Raw genomic sequence first — 23,401 nt, forward strand, 5'->3', positions numbered from 1 at the left:
ATATGGCAAATCTCGGGAATCTATTCTATTCAGTTTATCTGAAAGACATGACAGATGCGGATAAGGAAAAAATCCGCAAGAAGGTGGAAAGCATGACTGCCAAGCTGGATGTAACAGTCAGCTCTTCTACCATTCAGAAAGCTGTGAAAGCTGCATTGAGCGGACATACTTTCAAAGCGGATATTACCCCCAATATTAAAAAGTCAGGGCTTGGCAAGGTTGATATTGCCGCCAATTCAACCAACATACGCAAAAGTATCAATGATGCCTTGAAGGGACAGACTTTCAAAGCCCATGTAAATATGGTGGTGGACAAAGCGAAAGTGGATGACGCCATCAAAAAGGCGTTTGCCAGAGCCGGAATGCGGTATGATACTACGGCAAGTGATTTACGTGCCGCCAAAATTGCTGCCATTCAGACCAAAGCGGAAGCCGCTGCCGCCTCTTCACGTGAGCTTACTCGACAAAGAGCCGCACGTGCTGCCAAAGCGGAATTGGACTTGGCTAATGCCCGTGACAGGTCTTCCAGTGCGGCAAGACGCCACGTGTCAGCCACTCTTAGCATGAACGGAGCTATGAGCAGTCAGTTGAGCATTGCCGGACAACTAAGAAACGAATTTTTAAGCCTATACTCCATTTATGCGGTACAGAATTTCCTGCGTGCGGTAGTTGATATTGGTGGAGAGCTGGAAAACCAGAGAATCGCAATGTCCTCTATATTACAAGATGCAGGAAAGGCTACCACCATATTCAATCAGATTAAAAGTCTGGCTGTCGCTTCTCCATTCGGGGTTATGGACTTGAACCAGTACTCCAAGCAACTTTCCGCATACTCTGTGCCATATAATGAGTTGTACGACACGATGAAAAGGTTGGCTGATATTTCTGCGGGTGTGGGTGTGGACATGGGACGTATCATATTAGCCTACGGACAAATAAAAGCAGCCAAATTCCTTAAAGGTACGGAATTGAGACAATTGACGGAAGCAAATATCCCTATGGTAGACAAGCTGTCTGAACGATTCAGCAAGCTGGAGGGGCGCATCGTTAGTGCCGGAGAAGTGCTTGAGATGATTTCGAAGAAGAAAGTTACGTTTGAGGACGTAAAAGATGTTCTTTGGGAGCTTACGGATGAAGGCGGTATGTTTAACAACATGCAGGAGGCTCTTTCTCAATCCGTAAAATCCAAGTGGAAGAACTTGGCTGATGCTATTGACATCATGCTTGGTGATATTGCGGAATCAATGGGTAGTACATTGAAATGGACTGCCGAGAGCCTTACTGCCCTTGCCCAAAACTGGAAAGAGCTTGTACCTGTTATTCAAGCCGCAGTCGGAGCCTTCGGAGCATATAAGGCAGCTACATTCATGAGTAGTCGATTGTTTGGCAGTGAGTATAAAAGCATAACCCAGTCAATTCTTGCCAATAAAAGGCTTACGGCAGAAAAACTTCGCGTTGAAGCGGCGTATCGGAGGTTGACAGTCGCCGAACAGCAACTTATTGCTACTTCCAACAAACTCACCTATGCGGACTATGAACAGATGGCCGTTTCAGGACAACTGACAAAGAATAAGCTGATGCTGCTTGTAGCGATGAAAAAATTAACAGCAGTACAAGCAGAAAGCATAGCTCTTCAAGCAAAAATGGGAAGGCTTAATGTTTCGAATTCATCATACATTGGCATGATGAACGTAGGCGTCAAGGCTTTGTGGGGGAGTTTGAAAAATTTGGGAGCCGCTATGGTCGGGTTAATTAATCCTTTTACTATTACTTTTGCGGGGCTTGAACTCATCTTTACCCTATTGCATAAATCCGGTCAAAAGGCTGACGAAATGAACGAGCGTATTTCCGAATTGACCACAAAGGCACAAGAGGGTTTTAAAAGCCTCACAAAGGAAGCCCAGAAGTTTGCAGATGTCGATCCATTCAATGCGAATGACGCCTCATTGATTTCTTCTATTGAGAAAATAAAAACAGCATTAAAAGACTATTCTCCTGTCTGGGCGGAAACTTTTAATGAAGCGTTTAAAACTGACGACGAGGGGAAAGCCGTAAAAAGCCTTGCAGAACAATATATCTTACTTCGGGACGCCTTAAATGACACGAGGGATGCTTATAAATTGCTGAACGACATAAAAGGTACAGCCGAACATGCGAATGAAACGACAGACGGGTATTTCGATGAGAGCTTTAGCGAAAACATTAAAGACTACATTAAAGCAGAAAAGCGGGTAGAAAAAGTTATAGGGCGAATGACCGGCAGTTATATCGAGTATTCTACTGCCATGCAAAAAGTCATAGATAAGCATAAGGATTTTGCGAATGCCGCTTTGGGCAAACCCCTGAAAGAGCAGCTTCATATAATCAAAGAGTATCCTAAAGCGTTATCTTCTTTGAATAACGAGCTACCTCTTATGTACAGGGATGATGTTTTCCAACTGCGGAAAGCGTGGGGAATATCCAAACGTGTTCTCGATGAAGACGTATTACCGGATATGGAAAAGTTCATGTCTGAATATAGGTCACGCCTGCGAGCCGCTGGTTGGGATTTGGATAACTTGAATCAGGCTCAAAAAATTGCGATTGGTCTGGATATAAGAGCCTTCTTAGACCAATTTGAGAAAATGAAGGCGCATACGAGAGAGTTTTTCAATGAGAGACTTCTTGAGAAAGGGTTCAATATCAAGGTTAATGTCGAATACACAGAAACCGTTCAGGCAATATCTGATTTGCAGAAAAAATTCAACGAAGCCACAGATGGGAAATTTGAAGCTCAAATAAAGGTTTCCACCGATTCGGAGAAAATTATCGAGGGCATACAAAAGGCATATAAAGAAGCTAAAGAAACAACGAATCAGTTGAAGCCGATATTGATTAAAGCCGGGATAGATTTTTCAGGAATAGATGCCATTGATTTGTCAAAACTTCCCGAATGGCAGAAGCAAATAGTTTCAGATTACAGAAAGGCTTTAGGCATAGTGAGAGCCGGAGATGAGGGATCCAAAGAATTGGGTTTTTCTCTTACTGACACAAGCAAAGATAAAAAGGACGCATTCGCAGAAAAGATGAAAGAGCGGGTAAACCTGCTAAAGGATGCGTACTCTGAATACAAGAAGTGGTCAGGTCTTATCGGGAAAGAAGAAGCCGCCAAGAAGATTAAAGAATCAGGCATCTTTGATTCCTTGTTTAAAGGCAAGGAGCCGGTAAATATTGACAATTACCGGGACGAACTGAACAAGATTTTTAATCAGCTTGACGATAAGACCAAAGAGCGTAGGGAGTTGAAGGTTTCCATACAGAAAGTTCTTTTTGATATTGATGCCGACGCCATGAAAGAGGCTTCGGATAAAGCTTTAAAGGAAGTTGAGGAATATATTGCTGAAATTACGAAAAGGTGGGATTTTTACAAACAGTTATACGGTACAACCGGTGACAAAAATTGGGCAATGAATATTGCTTTTAGCAATCCGACATATTTTGATGAAGCGGCTACCCAAATGGTGGATTCCCTGAACGGGAGGATTAAAGCCAAAGGGTTGAGTATTGATATTCCTTTCTCCGAAACAAAGGAAAACGCCAAAAAGCTTTTCGGAGAGAATAATGAAGATTTATTTAATCTTTGGAAGGCTATTAAGGAGCGAATCGAGAACGGAGGCATAGATGTTTGGAAGTCCGAAGCCAAAGCTATGCAGGATTATTTGAACGAGTATGGCACATTCCAGCAGAAAAAGCTCGCCATAGAGAAGGAGTATGCCGCTAAAATAGCGGAAGCTCGTTCAAAGGGCAACGTAAATGAACTACGGTTGTTGGAAAATCAACGTGATTCATCGCTCCATCAAGTGGAAGTGAATGCTATTAAACAGTCTGTTGATTGGGGGAGTGTGTTCGGAGAGTTCGGAACAATGTTCAGAGAGCAGTTGCAGCCGACAATTGATAAATTAAGAGCAATATCCCTATCTGATGAGTTCAAATCAGCCAAGCTGGAAGAGCAAAAAGTCTTGCATGAACTGATAAAAAAACTTGAGCAATCCAATGCCGTGTGGGATGGCGATATATTCAAGAAAGTGTCTGATGATTTGATAGCCTATCAATCTGCGATGAGAGACTACATTGACGCCCAAGAGCGTGAGCGTCAGGCGACAGAAGCACTTACACAGGCAAAACGAGCACTTGAAAAAGCGGAAAAATCAGGTGATTCTGTCGGTGCACGTAATGCGCAGACTGAAATAGTTAAAACTCAATCCGCACTAAATTCAGCATCTGATGATGTAAAGCGTTTCGGGATGCAAGTTCAGGAAACTACTTCTGATTTGCAGTCTTCATCATCCAAAGCCGTGAGCATGTTTCAAGACTTGGAATCCGGTTTAAAAGGTCTTGCGTCAGGCAACTTGCAAGGAATCGGAGAAGGTCTCATGAAATTGGATAAAATATTCAATAATGGCGAACTCACGAAAACCGTTGGAAACTCCATTGCCAAAGGTATTCAGTCATTGTTGGGGAAAAATAGCAAGGCAAGTAAAGCCATATCAGAAGCATTGGGAAATTCAGGATTTATCGGAGCAATAATTTCGGCAATCTTATCCATTCTTGATGTGTTGAAAGACGGCATCGGTGCGCTGGTTTCAAGCCTGATTGATACGGTTCTTAATGCGGCGAATGGAATATTAAAAAATCTGCTGAATTTCAATACTTCTGTTCAGATTTTTGATTCTATCAAAAAGGGAATTGGCGGGCTTCTTGATGCAATTACATGGGGCGGTTTTTCTTCGTGGATTGATACCAGCAACGCCAAAGAAGTGGCTAAAACCACCGAAAGGCTTACTAATAGCAACGAGCGTCTAAAATCCGCAGTTGACAACTTGAAAGATGAAATGAGTAAGTCCGGTGGATGGAAGGCTATAGATGCGACCAAACAAGCAAGGGAAGACCAGAAAAAGATAAACGACCAAACCATGCAGATATTGCAAACACAAATGGGGTATCATGGTGCACATCACTCCAATGAATATTATTGGAGACTTGGTCGTGAAGATTATGCGTCACTTAACAAAAGTCTTGCTGATTACAAACGAAAAAATCCTTTGGCTGAAACAAATGCCAACTCCGTCTATTCGCTTGCCGATGTTTACAAACTTACTCCGGAACAAATGAACTATATACGTACCTACAATATCGAAATGTGGGAGAAGATGCTTGGTCAGGGTAAATATAATAAGAGAGAATTTTGGGATAATTACGCTGATCTCGCAGGTAAGTTGGAAGAGATAACAGAAGCATTAAAAGAAACACTGACACAGACATCTTTTGATGCCCTGCGTAATAGCTTTGTCGACGCCCTGCTGGATATGGATGCAAAGGCGGAAGATTTTGCCAATGACTTTTCAGAATATATGATGAAGTCTATATTGAACGCAAAGATATCAGATTTGCTTGATGACGAATTAAGGGAGTTTTATAACAAGTGGGCTGAATATGCCAAGAGTGACAATGAGATTACTGATGCGGAGCAGAAAGCCCTCAATAATATGTGGAATGCTTTAGTACAAAAGGGGATTGACATACGAGACCAAGTGAGTGCCATTACCGGGTATGCAGGAAAAGATGGGAAACAATCTTCCGGGTTATCAAAGGGCATTCAGAGCATAACGGAAGATACGGCACATTTGCTGGCTTCTTATATAAATTCCATGAGGTCAGACTTGTCTTTCGTCCGCTCAATTATTGAGCAAAAATATGGCGAGGTAGGTTCCGACTATTCAGCTTATATGTCGAATATTGTAGGGATTTTGAGTTCACATTCTTCATTATTTGAAACAAATAACGCTATCGCTTTGGCTCAATTACAGCAACTCTCTATGATTGTAAGTAACACAGGAAGGTCGGCTGATAGCAATGATGAAATATTGGAGGTTGTTTCCGAACTTCGAGACGATGTTCATGGCGCAAAGGTTGATAAAAATAGAGGCTGGCACATCCAATAAAAGGGAAAGGGCGGTCTAACAAGTCTTAGATCGCCCTTTTGTTATAGATGGCAAAAAATAAGGCTAATAGCGGGACAATAAGATTATAATATGCCGATCACAGATATGTATTCCCCCCCGAAATCTCGTTGTTATTCTTTTTCCATTTCAATATTATATATGGTGGGGTCGTATTTATTTATCTTACCTGTGCCCAAATCGACCAAAAATCCCGGCCAAAACAGTATATTCCATAGTGCTTTAGTGTTGAATGAGGATTCAACAACGAAAGGAGTATTTTTAAATCCCTCTTTCTTGGCTATTATTGTTTTGTCAGCAAGTTTTTTCTTAATTTTTACAGTTGTACTTCCGCCATCTTTTATTTCTGCTAACTTCATATTGTTTGTTCCATCATATAATTTTATACCATTCTCTCCGGTAAAGGTTATAGATTGCTTGGAACTTGAAAGTAGACTCATGCATGAAGATAATAAGAAAGCAGAAGCTACTAAGATTAATACCTTTTTCATAATCACATGTTTTTAATCGTTAAATAATCGCAAAAATAAGAATTTATTATTATTGAGCAAAAAAACAGAACGATAATTTTGTAGAGATTTCCCGCCGCCTTTTATATTTTCCATGTTTTTCAACACAAACTGTGAGAATGTACGATTTTTAAGATATAATAATCTACTAAATATTGTTTTTATGGTTTTATTTTCTATTTTAATATAGAAAATATTATTATATTTGCATTGAAATAAGATTAAAGTATAAAGCCCATAGAGCTTGTTGTGGAGATTGAATGTCTCTGCGGCAGGTTCTTTTTTTATGTGTGTATATGAACGAACCGTATTCCATTTTGATGCAGAAGATGAAGGGAGGCAGTCCGATAAAGGATTTGGTCGGTGATTTTGATATTGTGTGCGTTGAAATCCCCTTTGAGCCTTTTGGGGAAACAAAAGATCTTACCACAAGGGATTGGGCGGATGAAGACGGTGAAGACGTATATGTCCCGCAGGTGCTTCGGATAAAAGCTTATGATTGGAAGATAAAGGCGGCATGCAAGGGCGAGACAAGCGCAAAAGCTATCGACAAGATTACTGCGTTAACTGGATATTTAAGCGGGGCATCAGATGGCAATAGTGCGGAGATAAAGATATACAGCTCGCATTTGGACATCGGTCGAAAGAATGTTTACATGAAGAGCGTTGGGGATTTTGAACACTTCAAGGATGCAGCCGGCAATGAGGTTGTCGAGTTTAGCATCATATTCAGGGTTGCCGACCCTCGAACTCAAATAATCCCCTCGTATAGCATTACAATACCAAAGAAGATAGTTGCGTTAGTTGAAAAAGTGTAGCGTTATGGCATGGAAAGTTTATGATAAAACAGGTAATACGGTACGGTGTACACTCAAAGGATTAGAGTATAACGGTACATGGATGGGAGCATGTTTTGTGGTATGTTCCTTGAAAAGTGCTGTACCTGTTCCTTTTGAGATTGGCGATTATGTCATATATCGTGGCGAGAAGTTTGAGATAAACTATGACCCTACGGCATTGAAAAAGGCGGCAAGAAAAACTTCGGGAGAAGCGTTTGTCTATGACAATATAAAATTCAACTGGGCGGGTGATGAATTGACACGATGTGATTTTCTTGATTACGTGAGGAGTGATAACCGGATACACTTTACTTCTCTACCCAAGTTCAGATTCTTTGCTTCATCCATACAGGATTTGGCTGACCGTATTCAGGTTAATCTCGACCGCATATACACCGGAGCACAGAAATGGACGGTTGCGGTACATCCTGAATACGTGAGTACAACAAACGTAAATATTGACATAAACAATATAAAGGTATGGGGGGCACTGGAACTTCTCAACTCGAAATTCGGAGCGAACTTCGTAATTCGTGGTCGGACAATAACAATCGGTACTGCCGGTATTGCCGTTGACAAGGTTTTCGGGTACGGGCGTGGGAGCGGTCTGTATGAAATACAACGGACTGCCGATACGGAACAGCAGATTATCACCCGATTGCGGGCATACGGTAGCACAAGGAATATGCCTAACAGGTATTACAATAAGCAGTCAAACAGTTCTCTTGCTAATTACTTGCCGAATAATATGGCTGTGGAGAACCTGATGCTGCCCGATTTCCCAAAGATTACACTTGACCCATATATTGACAGCAAGAACATAGAAGCACTTGGCATCAGGGAAGCAAGCGTTTATTTTGACGGAACCGGTGATTTGGAAGAAATATATCCCTCAATGGAGGGCATGACTTCCGGGCAGCTGAAAAGTGCAGGTATTTCTGTCTCGTTGGATGTAGGTGATAATGGCAACCTTGATGAGATAGCAGCTGCGGAGCAGTTGACAGATGACGGTACAATGGATGGCTTGCAAAACGGACAAGACATTCCTCCTTTTACCATTAAGTTGAAAGATGTCGGTTTTGACATAAACGATTATCTGACTTCCGAAACAGCCACCATTAGCATGAAAGACGGCATGTGTGGCGGCAGGGAGTTTGAAATAACAAAATGCAAAAAAGAGGGCAACAAATATGTGTTGACCTGTAATCGTGTTCTTGACGACGGATTAAAGCTGTATTTCCCGTATAAGGACTATAATATCAAGGCTGGTGATAAATTTGTCCTGCTCAATATCGATATGCCTGACGTCTATATCCAAGCCGCATCGCAACGATTGCTTGCCGCTGCAAAAGAATACCTTGCAAAGAATGACTATGTACGCTATTCTTATGAGCCGAAGGTGGATGATATTTTCATGGCAAGACAGCACGATGAAGCTGTTGCAAGAGGTGAAGCAAGCATACATGACACCCTTAAAGAGGGAGATTTGATGCTATTCAGCGATGAAGATCTTGGCATTAATGGGAATATCATAATTGACACCCTTATAATCAAAGAGGGAGAGGACATAATACCGAAATATACCATAACACTTCGAGAGGAAAAGAAAGTCGGCTCGATTGAGAAAATCCAAAATCAGATAGATTCTATTATTGGTGGCGGGCAGGGGATAGGTGGGCTGAACACCGAACAGGTGCAGTCTATCGTACGTGCATTGGGCAAACGGTTTTTTCTATCTCGACAGGGTGACGACACAGCAGAAGGCTTGATAACCTTCCTGAAAGGCTTAACTTCGGAAGGCAAAATCACCTCAAAAGACTTCATCGAAGCCTTGAAAGGCATCCACATCGGAGAGAACGGTAGCGGAGTAGAAGTATTGCCCGATGGCACAACGCAGGCGGTAGTAGACAGACTATACGTCAAGGTAAAGGCATACTTCGAGACGCTGGAGATAAGAAAGAAGACACATGTAGGGGGCGAGCAGATACTCTCACCCGCAGGCATGAAGTGTATACGTGTGGAAGAGCACGAGGGGTACTACCGCTGTTTCTTTCTTGCCCGTCAGGACGGGATAGAGATACACAACGAGTTCACGCCCGGAACGCTGGCAATAAGCAAGGAGGACAACATCAACGAGGGAGCATCAAGCGGAGCCACGAACCGTTACTACTGGCGCAAGGTGGTAGCGGTAGGCAGGGACTACATAGACCTTAGTAAGACACACTGCGACCAAGACAGCAATGCCCCCGCAGCGGGGGATGATATAGTAGGCTTGGGACACGAAACGGACATCGCCCGTCAGGGAGCTATTGTGCTCTCTTCCGTCAGCGAGAAAGCCCCGTCCATCACCTTCTACGCAGGCATCAACAGCTATTCCCTGCTTCATAAGGAGATAATAGAATTAGGTTACGACAAGGTGACAGGTAAGCCGTATCAGAGGATATACGGTGACTTCTACGCAGGTGCGAGGGATAAGAGCACGTACATGGAATACACACCGGAAGGTGGAGTTAAGATACGCGGCATTGTGAATATCGGTAACGGCTCTACGGGCGCAAGCAACCTTACAGACCTGCCGCAAGAGGTGGAGAAAATCATCCCTCCCGTTTGGGACATATACGCTGTGAACGTCATAGAGGGCGCACCTGTTGACGTGAATACAAACCAAAAGCTCGCCGAGCTTGGAGACGGTGCGGTAGACTTGCGGGCAAAGTTCGTCCGTAACGGTCAGGATGTGACGGAGGTAATGAAAAGAAGCACGCTAAGGCTCTATGAGTTCAAGCGCATTAACCCTCTGGGACACGATGATAACAACCTATCGGATGAGGACTGGTACGAGGCGAATAAAGGAAAGGATGTATACCGCCTTACTCCCGGTGATGTGATGTGGGCGTGTAACCTTGTGGCGGTGTTTGATGAAGATATATTGGAAAATGAGTATAAAAAACTAAAATAGTATGGCAACAAAATCGACAATTACAACGATTCCCGACCGCATGGACGGTCAACCTCCCCGCCTGCTACCCAACGGTAACTTGGCGGTATTCGATAACACACAACAGGTATGGGTGGATTCAGGTGTACGCATTGTCCCGGAGGATGATGCTAACGCTGTGAAGTATTTCATATTGACAACTAACAGCGTCGCTCCGCAGGCTCCGACAAAGCAAACGGGCTGGGGCACGATAGACGAACTAAACAACAGTCTGCGACAGGCGGGATGGGATGAAAACCCCGTATCCCCTACGGAAGCGAAGCGGTTCTGCTGGATAGCCATATACGGGCGTTCGAATGTCCTCGATCCTGTGGCATCCGCAGCGAAGAAAAACTCTGTCTTCAAGCCAAAATACACGCTCAACACGGTAGCCCTATGGAGCAACTACGCACCCTCACCGGTGATTACGGTAGAAGCCGGAAAGATAATCATTACCAACCCCGACGGCACGCAGATTGAGCAGGAGTTCGCCACATCGGAAAGCACGGATGCCCTGTTGAAACTCATTCAGGGCTTGCAGAAGCAGGTCGACAAGGCGGTGTACGCCTATCAGGGAAAAGGTGCACCTATTATGGATGGGAACCCTACCAATACTTGGTTATATGACGCGGAGGGACAACCCATCACCCAACCCAACCTGATTGCGGACGTGTACGGTACGCATGTGGGAGATACCTACACCGATTTGGATACGACAGTATCGTATATCTTCGTATTGCGTCCCGGCGCATCGGCTTCCGACCCTGCATCGTATCAGTGGGAGGCGATTCAGAACACAGCTCTGACGAAAGCCCTTGCGGACATAGCTAAGATGGGCAGGGAGAAGCTGACTATCCACACAGAGAAGCCGTTGGGCGGATATAAGAAAGGGGACATCTGGCTGAAAGACGAGAATACCCGGCTGTGGGCTATCCGTGACAATACGACCTTTGCGGACGTGGACTGGATAAACCCGTATGTCAGCGCGACGGACTTCGAGGCATTCAAAAAAGAATACCAGAAGCTTTCACAGCAGTTTGATACTGCGAAGAAAAGCATCAAGGACTTGACGGATGCGATGAATGGCGTAGAGAACGGAGTAGCGGACGCTTTCCGTGACAATATAATCACCGAAGCCGAGCGTCGCGATTTGAGCGAGCTATCCAAGAAGTTGGACATTGAGCAGGCGCAATTGCAAAGCAACGTCAACTACATACTTGACAACGAGTTCTTGCCGGCTGATTTAAAGTCGGAACTCACAACGAAGTCGAAGAAACTCCTTGCGGCAAGTACGGGCAGCATCGACAAGCTGCAAGAATCAATCGCAACCGCTATTGCTGATAATAAGATAACCGAGCAGGAGCGAGCCGATTACAATGCGAAGTATCAGGTTTACGTAGCTGACGTCAAATCGTTGACGGACTGCATAGATAAGTGCAGGCAAGCGATTGACAAGAAGATTAAACAATCCGCAATAGACGGTGTACAGGTGGGCGGGCGCAACCTGCTCACCCTCGAACACTTGAAGCGGGTAAAGATGTATATAGGAGAATCCGATGATCCAAGATATTATTTTCAAGGCTCTTGGAGTAATATGTATAATAAAAATGTCTTGCCGGGTGGAACAACGAATTTTCATTTTCTCGTTACTAATAACGAAATAGCGTTCCAAAATGGCTCTTATTATACATTCTCTTGTGAATACCTTTCTGATGAAACATCGACCGGAAGAAATATCGCCTCAATCTTCTTTTACTACGGGGACGGGACGAAAGAACCTATCGGAAACATTCTTTCCAACCCGACCGGAGGCGGGAAAAAAGCCGGAAAGATTGTAAGGACAAGCAACCCGCTCAGAGTTCTTAAAGGTGTAGGGGGAGAATATGGTACGAATGGCAACGCCTTAATGAACATCCAATTGGAAAAAGGCAACAAGCCCACCTCTATACAGCCCGCTCCGGAGGACTTCGAAGCCCGCATCACGAACGCCAAGTCCGAAGCCGACAAGGCGAATGCCCTGCTGTCAGATATCGCCAACGATTCCAAGCTCACCCCGACCGAAAAGCGGGAAGCATCGCGCGAGTGGGAAGAAATAAAAATCGAGAAAGCGAAAAACGTAGGGCTGGCGGACAAGTACAAGGCGAGCAAAACAGCCTACGAGAATGCTTACAATGCCCTCAATTCATATATCACACCGCTGCTCGCTGACACATCGGCAACAAGCGACATCAACAAGACAGAGTTCGCTAACAAGTTCAAGGCTTATTACGAGGCTCGTGAGGCTCTCCTTGTCGAAGTGCAGAGTAAATTCGACAAAAAAACATCTGACGGCATTGCGGAAGCAAAAGCTATCAAGATGCCCGAAATCGATCCGGTGACAAAGAACTGGAAGCTGTGGGACGACGAGCAGAAAAAACTCGTCGACAGCGGATTGTCCTCGAAAGGCGATAACGGAAACTCTCCTTACATATCCGAGCGCACAAAAACATGGTGGGAGTATGACGCAGAGAACCCGACCGCACAGGTCGAGGGCGAAAAGAGGGGCTACAAGGATACGGGCATTAAAGCGGATGGGGTAGCGGTGCGTCCGAATCTAACGAAAGAACCTGTTAATATCACAGGAGACAACCCAAATAGAGCGGTGGATCTGCTGTCTGATAAATTTCTCGGAAGACGTGTCTTCCTTGTAAGGGGAAAGCGTAGTACTGACCCGGTCTACTTTGGGGAATATGTTACAACTGAGGACAATGAGCAGTTATTTTTTTCCATATATTATAAAAATGAAAATATGGAAGAAACGCATAGAAGAGCTTATGTAATTCTTTATGACAGTAAAAGAGTTAAAGTATATGGGAGGGTAGATTTGCAAAAATCAAGCGAATGGCAGAGGGTAATCAGCAAGGCAATAATTCCGGAGAAAGGAACCTTTTTGCGTTTTTATGTATACTACCCGAACAATAACGACGGCATAGCATCAGACGCAACGACAATATATTACGCCGCTCCGAAAATCGAGCGTGTCCTTCCCGGCGAGCCCGAAATCCCCACCGCTTACATCCCGCATGTAGAAGACTTGAAGGGCGAAACGGGAGAAGCGGGTGAATCGTCATTAGATGTCGATATAACCGTTCGTGGCAGGTTCCACACCAGCTGGGAGCAGGCGGACGAATCAGGGCAGATACTCGACATGCCTCGTCCTGTGCGTTCTGTTGTGAACGGAGTAAGGATTGGCGGCAAGGACTATGTGCAACTCAAAGCCCGCATCACCTACGGCCTGAAAGACATCACGGCAGTAGCGATGAACAATGGCGGAGCGTTTAAGTGGCTGGTGAACGGTCAGGTAGTTGCAAGCAATACCGACACGCTGAATGTGGGAACCGAGTATGCCGACGGCGTGGATGACAATGTGGAGTTCAAGTACGATGATACGAACATTAAGCAGTGGATACAATGATACAGACGAAAGCAATAACAATACCCGATACGGAGGATGTGAAGCCTACGCCGATGACGTCTATTCCTGTTCCGCATGATAAATCGCAATCGTATGTGGGTAACTCCATGTTCGGCGCGACTGTCTTCGTCAAGGATGAGCAGGACAACTTCCAATACTACCAAGCGATTAAGAACGTTCCCAAGAATATAGAGTTGACGAACAAGGAGTATTGGCGTCCTATCTCTACCTTGACTAAGGTAGCGATACATCAGGCTATTATTAATACCCTTGTATCCGACAAAGCATTTATCGACACGCTGAAGGCTACCATTATCGAAGCAAACGTTCTCAAAGCTGGTCCGAACCCTGATGCTCCGGGCGGGTTCAACGCTTTGATTAATGAGAATGGAGACGGGCATCTCTGCGGGGGTAAGCTTAAGTTCAACAATGGTGATGCGGAATATGCCGGAGATTTGAAAGGTGTTTCCGGTTCGTTCAAAAAGCTTAAGTGCGTCAATCAAGCAGGCGAGACATTAGCAGCACTCGAATTCGGAAGTGACGGCAAGATGTGGGTGTCGAACGGGGACTTATACCATCAGGGAACCAAAGATGGTCGGGCACTCCGGTTCTACGCTTCAAATATATGGTGCAGGGGGGAGTTCGGAAGAGCGGCGCACTCCGCAATAGAGATATGGCCGAATACTCCCGGTAGGCTTGAATATTATGCTCATATGACAATTCCGGTACTTACCGGAAAGATAAACAGGAGTTGGCATTTTTATGGCGACCACGGGCAACACATCAACCTGTTTCGCCTCAAAGGGGATGCAATGTATAAGGTAGTCGTATGCGATGGATACATTGATAATTCTGTACTTATTGTCAATGCGAGCAACGGGAACAAAGAGGTTGTATTCAACCAGCAAGGGCATCGATTTTTATTGGAAGCTTGGGAAGGCATATATTGTGTCATAGCGGGCAGTGAATCACACAGTATGGACGGGGGGATACTGTATAAAAATAGTCTGTTTGTTCCTATTAGACAGGTAAGAATACGGAGTTAATTTATATATGAAAATGAAAGAAAAATTACAAAAACTGTTCGGCTGGGTGAAGATTAGTAACCGACCGAAGCACTTGGTAGCAGGTGCGCTTATATTCATTACGATGATGATACAGGGTGTTGTCTTAGACATTCGAATTGGGGATGTGGCTGTAATGGCTTTCTCAACCGTTCTTATTGCCGCCCTGTCTGTCGAGTACAAGGACATGCTGTGGGGAGGGAAATTCGATTGGCTGGATGTGCTGGCTACCGTTCTCGTGCCGGGCGTCATAGCTTTGGTTGCGTCCCTGTTTTAGTTTATAATAAAAACACAAACAAGAATGGAAGAAAAGGCGGTACACCAGTTCACAGCAAGCGTCTTCGGGACAATTGCAAGCGGGTTTGTCATCGAGAGCCTGCAAGCCATGTTCCCGTGGCTGATAACCATGTTCTCGGTCATTATCTGCGACCTTGCGATGGGTGTAAGAAAGAGCTTGCTGATGAATGAGAAAGTGCGCATAAGCCGTGCGATACGTGCGACGATGGGAAAGATGGTGACATACTTCTCGTTCGTTGTCATGGTCGTTTTCATTAATAAATCGGCTGGCGGTACAATGGGAATAGATGTCGCAGGATGCCTGCTTGTTTGCGGGATAGAGGGTATATCCATTATCGGGAATATTCTCAAACCGAAAGGCTACGACATCGACTTGGGGAGAGCGATAACATTAGTATTCAACAGGACGCTCCATGTCGCCAAAGAGGACATGGAAGAGGTCGTAAAAAAGAGCGAAGATGAAGATTTCAAAAGGAGAAACGAAGATGGCGAATCATAAAGAAAAATGGGAGCATCCTGTAATACTCCCTTGACGTTCAAGTTATGCGCAGTTCCGGTCTTTCACGTCAACTAAAAAGGAAAAGAACTTTGCCCGCTTGGGGTAGATTCTTCTGCCTTTTCGAATTATGTATCGACAGAATATGCGAACTTTTCCGTCTTCCGTTAAATCATTCTTCATTGAGTATTACACCTCCTTTCTGTTTGCAGACCCGCCAATGCGGCGGTCGCTACATCTTCCGCATCTGGCTATTGATGCGAAAGAAAAAGCCCAAAGCTACAGGGCAATGGGCTTTATTCTGTTAAGGGGAACGAGTGGTGATAGCCATTCACCAAAGAGATGTAACCCCTATAGATAGAATGATTTAACGGGACAAATATAAGGCATTATTAATTCAAGGAAGACTTGCTATATGCTTTTAACTATTTATTTCAAACTTTTTAAGAAATATGAGAGTAGATGAATTTGTTAAGTGGATTTATCCGCAAGCTAAAAAAATGGGTGAGATTCACCCCGTGTTTGTAACCGCACAGGCTGCATTGGAATCCGGCTGGGGGAAGAGCGCAATAGGTAACAACCTATTCGGAATAACGAAAGGGAGCACATGGAAAGGTGCGGTACAACTGGTTACCACTACCGAGTACTTCTCACGTCCGGATGTGACGTTCAAGGCTCCTGAAAAGGTTATGCAGGTGGTCAAGGTAGGCGAACGAAGATACAAGTATACCGTCAAACGGTTGTTCCGTGATTACGACACTGTGTCCGACTGCTTGGCAGACCATCTCGCTATTCTGAAAAAGCCGGGATATGCGGACGCATGGACATGCCGGAACGATCCGAAAGCTTTTGTTAGAAAACTTGTTGACGGGATAGGTTCCAAGTATGCCACCGCTCCCAATTATGTAGAAGCGATGGACAAGGTATTTCAGATGGTAGAGAACGTGGTGTTAAAGGAAAGGCTATGAAAACCTTGCCGTGGATATTGGTTGGATTATTGATTGGTGTGATAGTATGGTTATTCCTACGTCCGCACCAATCGAATCCTGACGAAGTAAAGCGAGATACCGTTGTAGTAATAGATACTGTACGTGATACTATTCCAATACCCTATAAGGTGTTATTCATACGAAGAGATACAGTCAGACTTCCGGCTATACAATCAGACTCCATACACGCCGATTCTATGCAGATAGACTCCGTTCCTGTTATCATACCCATCGAGCAAAAGACTTATAAAGACAGCCTTTACACCGCTTGGGTATCCGGATATATGGCTAATTTAGATAGTATAGAGATATACAGTCAGACAAACAATATATACATAAAGGAGCGACTAAGTAATCGTAGATTTGGCATCGGCATACAAGCCGGATATGGTTATCCGAATGGCTGGTATATAGGGGTTGGGGTGAGCTACAATTTGTGGAAGTGGTGATTTAATTTGAACTCGATAGGGTTCGAATTTGGGATAAATAAGGTTGCTTTTCAGGATTTAATCATTATCTTTGCATCAGACTTGTATATCAAGTCCAAGTATTATTGAAGGGCGTAGTCTGTGAAGATTGCGCCTTTTTTGTGCCCGCTGTAATTCTTGTATAATCATCTTCGTTCGTTTCCTTCTATAATTTTGCGTAAAGCTTCTATCTGCATCATAGCTCCTTCGTAAGCCGCTTTGTAGTTTGCATTGTTGTCGACATCTGATTCGATCATGTTCCCTTTGCCTGTACAAAGCCATTTTACATTTAATTCCGGGAACTTATCTACAATACGAGCTATGACATCTGTTCCAATAGCCCCTCTTCCATTTCTTATAGAGTTATAGATGTACCTGTTTGATAGTCCGCAATAAGCCTCAAACGAATTCTCGCCCTTGACAACCCCTTTTTTACGAGCGTATTTAGCAAACTCACGTAATCTATCAATAGCTCTTTCTTCCATATTTTTATCAGTTCTGTATGTAAGCGATACAAAGATAGACAGTCCTTTCTATTAATACAATAGTTTCTAAATGTTTTATGGCAGACGCATAGAAGTTTCAGGGATGCGGGAAAATGCGACCATTTTTTAATGGATAGTTCTTCGGCTTATCATTTACCTCCCGCTCTCTGCCAAGAACTTCAAAAACCCGCACACGGTAGAGTAGTTGACGTTGAAGAAATCGGCAACCTTGCCGATAGTCCATCCGTTCTTTCTCATCTGATTGATTATCTCCGAGTTTCTCATAAGATAGTCCCTTGTTCTTTCTTTCTGTTCCCTCTTGGGCGCAATCTTGGGGATGCGCACTACCGATGCTTTTTCTTCTTTCTTCTCGACTGTCTGTCCCCACTCCGATGCTTGATACAAGGCTTTGGCGCATAGCTCTACTTCCCAATCGGTGGTATTGTATGCGCTTTCTTTCGCCTGTCTCACGCACTTGGCGTATAGGGGTTGGTTTATATATGCTTGCATAATTCTATCCTCCATACATTACTAATTCGTATTTCTCGAAGTCAAAATTCTTATAAATGGAAATGAAATTAAAAACCTCATATTCATAAGTATAACTTCCCGACACAAGCATTTTATCTATGTCTGTGTCTTCTTTCAGGTTAAATTCCATAGATATTGGAACCCCTACCCAATGACAGCTCCACCTACGCTTTTTTGTTATTACATAGTCTTTTAGTCTTATCAGACTATCCTCGTCATCACCAATAATGGTTTCCAAATATGAAAGAAACATCTTCTTGATTTCTACAATCCATTGAAATAACTGCTCTTTTGAAACAGTGCCAAGAACTGTATCTTCATCTTCATCAATTTGTGTATAAAGCCTATTATTTCCATTCGAAACTCTGTGGTATATATTAGTGCAAGTATCTGGTTTTACATCCTCACTTACCTTGTCAAATTCATCATAATAAGCCTCATAATCTTCATCGTCTTTAAAAGAGTTTCTTAATTTGAAACCTTTTGGAACACGCATAAATTTTATTCTAAATCCCATAGCTTAATCATTTAATAATAGTTACAAAAACCATATCCGAGCATCCTCTTTCTTCTGTTTCAAAGCATACATTGGTATATTCCATAATCATATTCTTTATAAATTCAGAAAATCAAAATCAGCTTCTTCGGTGCTTAATCCTACACCCTTGTTAAACTCCCTAAGGTCTTTCTTTATATAAAAGGGAACCTTCCCCTCTCTGCATATATCGACTGAATCTTTTATGAATTTAGCCCAATCTACGTTTTTGTCAAGACCTTTATAGTTATTGAGCTTCCCTATCTTGACATGGTCAATGAATGGGGCTATTTCCTTAAGCATCGCAAGTGATTGTTCAGGGAATATAACCGGCTCAAATGACGCCCAAGTTTTCACCCCATTATCAGCGAAGAATTTTAGAACCTCAACCCTCTCTTCTGGGGATGCTGCTCCGGGTTCCCATGCTTTAGAATCTTTCTCGTTGTCGAAGGTAAATGTCGCTCCGACCTTTATTCTGTCGCCAAATGATTTTATAATATCAAAATCATTAAGCAACCTCTTTCCACCTTTCGTCAATATGGCTACTTTGTGCTCATACTTGTTTAATATTTTGAGTACTTCAGTAGTTATCTCCGGGCAAACCCCACAGTATGGATCTCCTGTGAATGACAAAAGAATTTGCTTTCCGCATCCATAGAACTTTTTCGCCGATTTCTCTATCTTTTCGAAAGACACATCAGCGTTGACTTCTGCATGATTATAGCTTGAGTTAAACCTGCCAATCATGTTAGGCACGTAACAGTATCTGCATCCGTGCGTACACCCTTTGTAGTAATTTAGAGCGAGGGGGCTATACTCTCTCGCTCTGCCTTTTGGTTCGTATATTTCCATTTTATTACTTTTCTTCCTCTTTAATCTCTGGGATCTCCATCCAATATGCTACATCCGACTGATACCCAATAACGTTCCAAAACTTATCCTTGTACTCAACCACACAAGGATATCCATTTCTCATTAGGATGAGATACCTACCGTCTTCTTTCGGTAAATCTCCTTTGTCAATACTGTGCCACATATTGGACAAAGCCCATTTGGCTCCATCCTCGAAAGCTACAAACACGTCGCCTGTATCGCAATTAAAGTATCCGTAATTTTTAGCATATTCTTCTGCTGCTTGACTTATTTCTTCTCGTGTCATAACTACTTTAATTATCTATATTAATATTTCTTCCCATGCTTGTATTCCCGCATGGAGTTATACTTCATCTTCATTCTTACATAGGGAAGTAGGTTTATTCCCATTCCTTTGGCGATGCAGAAAACATATGACATAACATTTCTAACCAAAACTTCATCAAGTGTTCCCTCATAGCGATAAAGGCAAATCTTTTCGCACAAGAAGTAGCATTGCCAGATGAATGACCCATCTATGCAACCAGTGGGTACATTGGAAAGGTCTATCCCTCTCAATCCTGCAAAGTCCAACAAGCGGATAACCACATCGGCAAGCTCTTCTTCTACACTTCCCTTGATATATTTTACGAAGTACAGATTGAATAACCGTTTTCGCTCTTCCAGAGGAAGGAATACCTTATATTCTTCCATATCTTTAGTAAATTCGCTATAGTTTGCCCTTCTTCCTTTCCTGTCAGCATCTACCGCTTCGGATATTTCAGTTATTACAAGCATTAGCCAATGCTCGTCTCTATGTTCTTCTTCATGAAATCCATGTTCGCATGCTATGCGATAGGCTTCGTCTCTTAATTTATTTAGGTTCATTATTTTATCCTCCTTGTTATTATTTCCGTAAAAATTTCAATCAACTCTTTGTTGTCAAACATTCGAGCCGCATTGAATATAAAGTGCTTCAAGTGTGGCTTATCACACCAATATCCAAGCCTGTCACAGTTCTCCACGTCAAGCCCTCTATTACTTGTTAGCTCAACGAAAATCTGACCATCGCTTTCAGGTCTCGTTTTATATTCTTTTACTATCAGCATGTTTAATCCCCCTAATCAATTCAATTGAAATCCCCCTCAATTAGTCCGCAAATCAGCTGTTGGTTGCATTTCCATCCGGCAATATACCCGTCCTCGTCAACGTCCATAATGATGTAATCCCCATAGCCCTCTTCTTTCGGGCAAAGGATGTCCGGGACGTAGCTGTTAACTTCTATCAACACATTCTTATCCTTATCGAGCAGGGAATACGTTCCGTCATCGCAAACCTTGTAGTGGATGTCCGCATCAACTCCTTTAGGCCAATCTACGATTTGCCCGGTCTCAACATTAATAACCGGGCACCAGCGGTAATGGTCAGAATAGATATTTCTCTCCGGTTCTTCTTTAACTTTTACCACGCAGGGAATTTTGGGAACTCCTTGCCCTTTGCTTTCGCAAAAGTCTATATCTCTTTCGCCGTTTACTTCGGCGTCTTCAAAATACCGTACACCTGCATCTACTTTCAGATACTTTACATCAACCTCTCTTGTTGTTTTGATTTCTACTTTCATGGTTTCTTATTTTTTGTTGGTTGTTTAAAATTTGTTCTTTCCACTCCGCACCCGCCTCAAAGGCCGTGCGGACAACTTCCTCCATCTCCGGGCGGTACTTGGAGTTCTTGTTAAAGTACTCCAGAGAGGCGGATTCAACGGTTTGTCTCATAACACATGGGCTTTTAAGATTTCGTATATCCAGTCGGAAAACTCGTCTTGTATTTTAGCCGCTTCTTCTTCGGGCAAGTTCAGCCCTCCGATACCTGTGAGATAACCCCAACCACGTACCACCAATACGCTACCGTTTACCAAGAAAGTAATAGCGTCTTCTCGTTCAACAGTTTTTATAGTCCCTCCTTTACCATTCAAAATAGAACAGATTGTATCTAAGAGTCTTTTTGCCTTATCGTCGTAAATAGTTAATGCCATTTTACCATTAGAGGTAAAAATATACGGGAAGGACGTTCTAAACGGAGCCTTCCAAACTTCTTTGTGTGTCATAAATTATCCGATTAATATTTCCTTACCATAAATTTTCGCAATCTCAAATTCCGCCATACACCCTTTCGAACGTTGCCAACCCAAACAGAAGTAGACTTCATCACATTCAAGCAATGCTTCAATGCACTTGCCCATGTGGAATGAATATGGCTTATCAGGGTCTGGCGATACGTCAAACGGAGTAATCACATCGTATCTCAATTTCTCCCAATGAAGTTTCATGCTCTCCGCATATTCCCTTACTTCATCGAGTTGCCGACCTGTTATCGGCAGGCTTATGTACATCTTCTTTTTCATAACATTATTCCTATTAGTAGTCCTATGCACGCTCCAAACACTACCCCTGCGGCGAAGCATGCAATAACCGCAGTCATTAGTTTATCTTCCATATAGTTCTTCCTCCATATCTTTTACTTGTTCTTCCAACTGCTTATCAATCTTCATAAGGTCTCTAATCTTGTAGAAGCTGTATAAAGCGGTCATACGGCTTTTACCAAGAGAACCACCTATCTCATCAGTAGATAGCTCCGTATGCTTGACAGCCAGATACATTGCGACCTGTCGAGGGAGTACAACCTCCCTCTTTCTTGTCTTTCTCTTTAGCTTCCCTTCCGTTATCGAGAAGTGGGAGCATACTGTTTTAATTATTCTGTTCATATTCACCCAGAGTTTAATGCTCTCTACCGTTTCTTCTTCAAGAGCTTCGTTGAGTTTTGTTTCTAATTTATTTAAGTCCAACATTATCCAGATTCTTTAGTCCCATAATCCTTTCGCGCATTGAGCTTAAAGCCTTATAGATGCCCCCGTAGTCTCTTTTCTCGTACATTGAACAGAGTTCATCCCAACGTTCTACAATAGGCTTCCAATAAGGATAAACGGCTGCAACTCGCTCCAAATCTTCTTTGGAAACCTCACAAAACACGTAGAGGGAGTAACAGCGTGAAAAGTCATCTACATCACGTGGGTAATCGCTTCCGTCACACTTGGTTCCCATTAGCGCACCCCACATTGTTCTTGAAGATAAGCCAACGTTACGGCTAGCTATCCATTTAATCATTTTATCTTTATTCATATCTTTCTTTTCATTAATCCCAATCGGATATTTCAATAAAAAATCTACATATAAAAAATGCGGCAAAAAGAACAAATAGCATTTCTGAAATCATAGATACATCCTCCGAAGGTTTATTACTGATTATGTACCATGAATTAGTTTCTGATACTCCGTATAAGTAGGCGCTTATACACGCAATGAATGCGCAGATTGCGTTTTTTAAATTGTTACTCATACTATTCTATTATATATTATTATCTGCATCTTTCATGAAGCACATCCACATCGTCTTACTCTGCCTTCCCGTCGTGTGCCCGAACAAGGGCCTGTAAGGAATAAGGGATAATACATCAGATACCTTTATCTCGCTTTCGTTCCATTTGAATACGAGCGTTCCGTTAGGCTTTAAAACCCTCATGCACTCATTAAAGCCCTTTTCTATGACTTCCCGCCAATCATCTGAAAGTTTACCATACTTTTTTGCCATCCATGATTTTTCTCCAAGTGTCTTAAGGTGCGGAGGGTCAAAAACAACTATATAAAAAGAATTGTCTTCAAACGGTAAGCTGGTGAAATCGGCTACTACGTCCGGTTTTATTTCGATAGTCCTTATTTTATCCCGGTCCTTGGCCGTAACAGTTTCGGAACGCTTATCCACATATATCGCAAGAGGGTTGTGCTTATCGAACCAAAACATCCGGCTTCCGCAACAAGCGTCTAATATCTTTTTCGTTTTGCTCATTTTTGTTTTG

22 protein-coding genes are annotated in these 23,401 nt (G+C 43.1%); 9 read left to right on the forward strand and 13 right to left on the reverse strand.

All coding sequences use genetic code 11. The annotated features are described in order from the left end of the window. Window positions 1-2: 2 nt before the first annotated feature. Entirely contained in the window at window positions 3-5,981 is a 5,979-nt protein-coding gene (locus C234_RS16150) for a hypothetical protein (RefSeq protein WP_051290209.1), read from the forward strand. A gap of 131 nt (window positions 5,982-6,112) precedes the next feature. Here the strand turns inward: C234_RS16150 and C234_RS0108355 are convergent, their stop codons facing one another. Then, window positions 6,113-6,490, reverse strand: coding sequence for a hypothetical protein (locus C234_RS0108355; RefSeq protein ID WP_027325390.1), 378 nt, complete (start codon window positions 6,488-6,490; stop codon window positions 6,113-6,115). Window positions 6,491-6,828: 338 nt separating this feature from the next. Here C234_RS0108355 and C234_RS0108360 point away from each other — a divergent pair, with 338 nt between their 5' ends. The 8 genes from C234_RS0108360 to C234_RS0108395 all read left to right on the forward strand — a co-directional run bounded on the left by C234_RS0108360 (window position 6,829) and on the right by C234_RS0108395 (window position 17,070). Beyond that, entirely contained in the window at window positions 6,829-7,326 is a 498-nt protein-coding gene (locus C234_RS0108360) for a hypothetical protein (protein ID WP_248596494.1), read from the forward strand. A gap of 4 nt (window positions 7,327-7,330) precedes the next feature. Continuing rightward, on the forward strand, window positions 7,331-10,303 hold the full coding sequence (locus tag C234_RS18035; RefSeq protein WP_248596495.1) for a hypothetical protein: 2,973 nt from the start codon (window positions 7,331-7,333) through the stop codon (window positions 10,301-10,303). A gap of 1 nt (window position 10,304) precedes the next feature. After that, on the forward strand, window positions 10,305-13,775 hold the full coding sequence (locus C234_RS0108370; protein WP_027325392.1) for a hypothetical protein: 3,471 nt from the start codon (window positions 10,305-10,307) through the stop codon (window positions 13,773-13,775). After that, window positions 13,772-14,821 (forward strand): hypothetical protein, encoded by a 1,050-nt coding sequence (locus tag C234_RS0108375; RefSeq protein WP_027325393.1) that lies wholly within the window; start codon window positions 13,772-13,774, stop codon window positions 14,819-14,821. Before C234_RS0108370 ends, C234_RS0108375 begins: the two co-directional genes overlap by 4 nt. A gap of 46 nt (window positions 14,822-14,867) precedes the next feature. Beyond that, entirely contained in the window at window positions 14,868-15,116 is a 249-nt protein-coding gene (locus C234_RS0108380) for a hypothetical protein (protein ID WP_148295172.1), read from the forward strand. 24 nt (window positions 15,117-15,140) lie between these two features. After that, window positions 15,141-15,635 carry a phage holin family protein gene (locus tag C234_RS0108385; protein WP_027325395.1) on the forward strand — a complete coding sequence of 165 codons (495 nt, stop codon included), beginning with the start codon at window positions 15,141-15,143 and terminating at the stop codon, window positions 15,633-15,635. A 449-nt stretch (window positions 15,636-16,084) separates the two neighbouring features. Then, window positions 16,085-16,600 (forward strand): glycoside hydrolase family 73 protein, encoded by a 516-nt coding sequence (locus C234_RS0108390; RefSeq protein WP_027325396.1) that lies wholly within the window; start codon window positions 16,085-16,087, stop codon window positions 16,598-16,600. After that, window positions 16,597-17,070, forward strand: coding sequence for a DUF6808 domain-containing protein (locus C234_RS0108395; protein ID WP_027325397.1), 474 nt, complete (start codon window positions 16,597-16,599; stop codon window positions 17,068-17,070). Before C234_RS0108390 ends, C234_RS0108395 begins: the two co-directional genes overlap by 4 nt. Window positions 17,071-17,234: 164 nt before the next feature. Here C234_RS0108395 and C234_RS0108400 read toward each other — a convergent pair whose 3' ends face one another. From C234_RS0108400 to C234_RS0108460, 12 genes are all read right to left on the reverse strand, one after another. Further along, a complete protein-coding gene (locus tag C234_RS0108400; RefSeq protein ID WP_027325398.1) occupies window positions 17,235-17,573 on the reverse strand; it encodes a hypothetical protein in 339 nt (112 codons plus the stop codon). A gap of 153 nt (window positions 17,574-17,726) precedes the next feature. Next, entirely contained in the window at window positions 17,727-18,098 is a 372-nt protein-coding gene (locus C234_RS0108405) for a hypothetical protein (protein ID WP_027325399.1), read from the reverse strand. Beyond that, window positions 18,088-18,621: a hypothetical protein gene (locus tag C234_RS0108410; RefSeq protein WP_027325400.1), complete on the reverse strand. Its 534-nt coding sequence runs from the start codon at window positions 18,619-18,621 to the stop codon at window positions 18,088-18,090. The genes C234_RS0108405 and C234_RS0108410 overlap by 11 nt, the downstream gene beginning before the upstream one ends. 96 nt (window positions 18,622-18,717) lie before the next feature. Further along, on the reverse strand, window positions 18,718-19,491 hold the full coding sequence (locus tag C234_RS0108415) for a radical SAM protein (protein ID WP_034540772.1): 774 nt from the start codon (window positions 19,489-19,491) through the stop codon (window positions 18,718-18,720). Between the two features lie 4 nt (window positions 19,492-19,495). After that, window positions 19,496-19,798, reverse strand: coding sequence for a hypothetical protein (locus C234_RS0108420; RefSeq protein ID WP_027325402.1), 303 nt, complete (start codon window positions 19,796-19,798; stop codon window positions 19,496-19,498). Between the two features lie 20 nt (window positions 19,799-19,818). Continuing rightward, a complete protein-coding gene (locus C234_RS0108425; RefSeq protein ID WP_034536682.1) occupies window positions 19,819-20,379 on the reverse strand; it encodes a nucleoside triphosphate pyrophosphohydrolase family protein in 561 nt (186 codons plus the stop codon). A 241-nt stretch (window positions 20,380-20,620) separates the two neighbouring features. Continuing rightward, window positions 20,621-21,112, reverse strand: a complete 492-nt coding sequence (locus C234_RS0108435) for a hypothetical protein (protein ID WP_027325405.1) — start codon at window positions 21,110-21,112, stop codon at window positions 20,621-20,623. A 147-nt stretch (window positions 21,113-21,259) separates the two neighbouring features. Then, the gene (locus C234_RS0108440) at window positions 21,260-21,595 is read right to left on the reverse strand and encodes a hypothetical protein (protein WP_027325406.1); all 336 of its coding nucleotides are present in this window, start codon (window positions 21,593-21,595) and stop codon (window positions 21,260-21,262) included. A gap of 3 nt (window positions 21,596-21,598) precedes the next feature. Further along, complete coding sequence (locus tag C234_RS16160) at window positions 21,599-21,892, reverse strand: DUF4406 domain-containing protein (protein ID WP_052001902.1); 294 nt, start codon at window positions 21,890-21,892, stop codon at window positions 21,599-21,601. An 81-nt stretch (window positions 21,893-21,973) separates the two neighbouring features. Continuing rightward, entirely contained in the window at window positions 21,974-22,336 is a 363-nt protein-coding gene (locus C234_RS0108450; RefSeq protein ID WP_027325407.1) for a helix-turn-helix domain-containing protein, read from the reverse strand. Beyond that, window positions 22,320-22,589: a hypothetical protein gene (locus C234_RS0108455; RefSeq protein WP_152532445.1), complete on the reverse strand. Its 270-nt coding sequence runs from the start codon at window positions 22,587-22,589 to the stop codon at window positions 22,320-22,322. The genes C234_RS0108450 and C234_RS0108455 overlap by 17 nt, the downstream gene beginning before the upstream one ends. Before the next feature lie 304 nt (window positions 22,590-22,893). Beyond that, window positions 22,894-23,391: a class I SAM-dependent methyltransferase gene (locus C234_RS0108460; protein WP_027325409.1), complete on the reverse strand. Its 498-nt coding sequence runs from the start codon at window positions 23,389-23,391 to the stop codon at window positions 22,894-22,896. Window positions 23,392-23,401: the final 10 nt, after the last annotated feature.

The organism is Bacteroides pyogenes DSM 20611 = JCM 6294, from assembly GCF_000428105.1.
GTDB classification, from domain to species: domain Bacteria; phylum Bacteroidota; class Bacteroidia; order Bacteroidales; family Bacteroidaceae; genus Bacteroides; species Bacteroides pyogenes.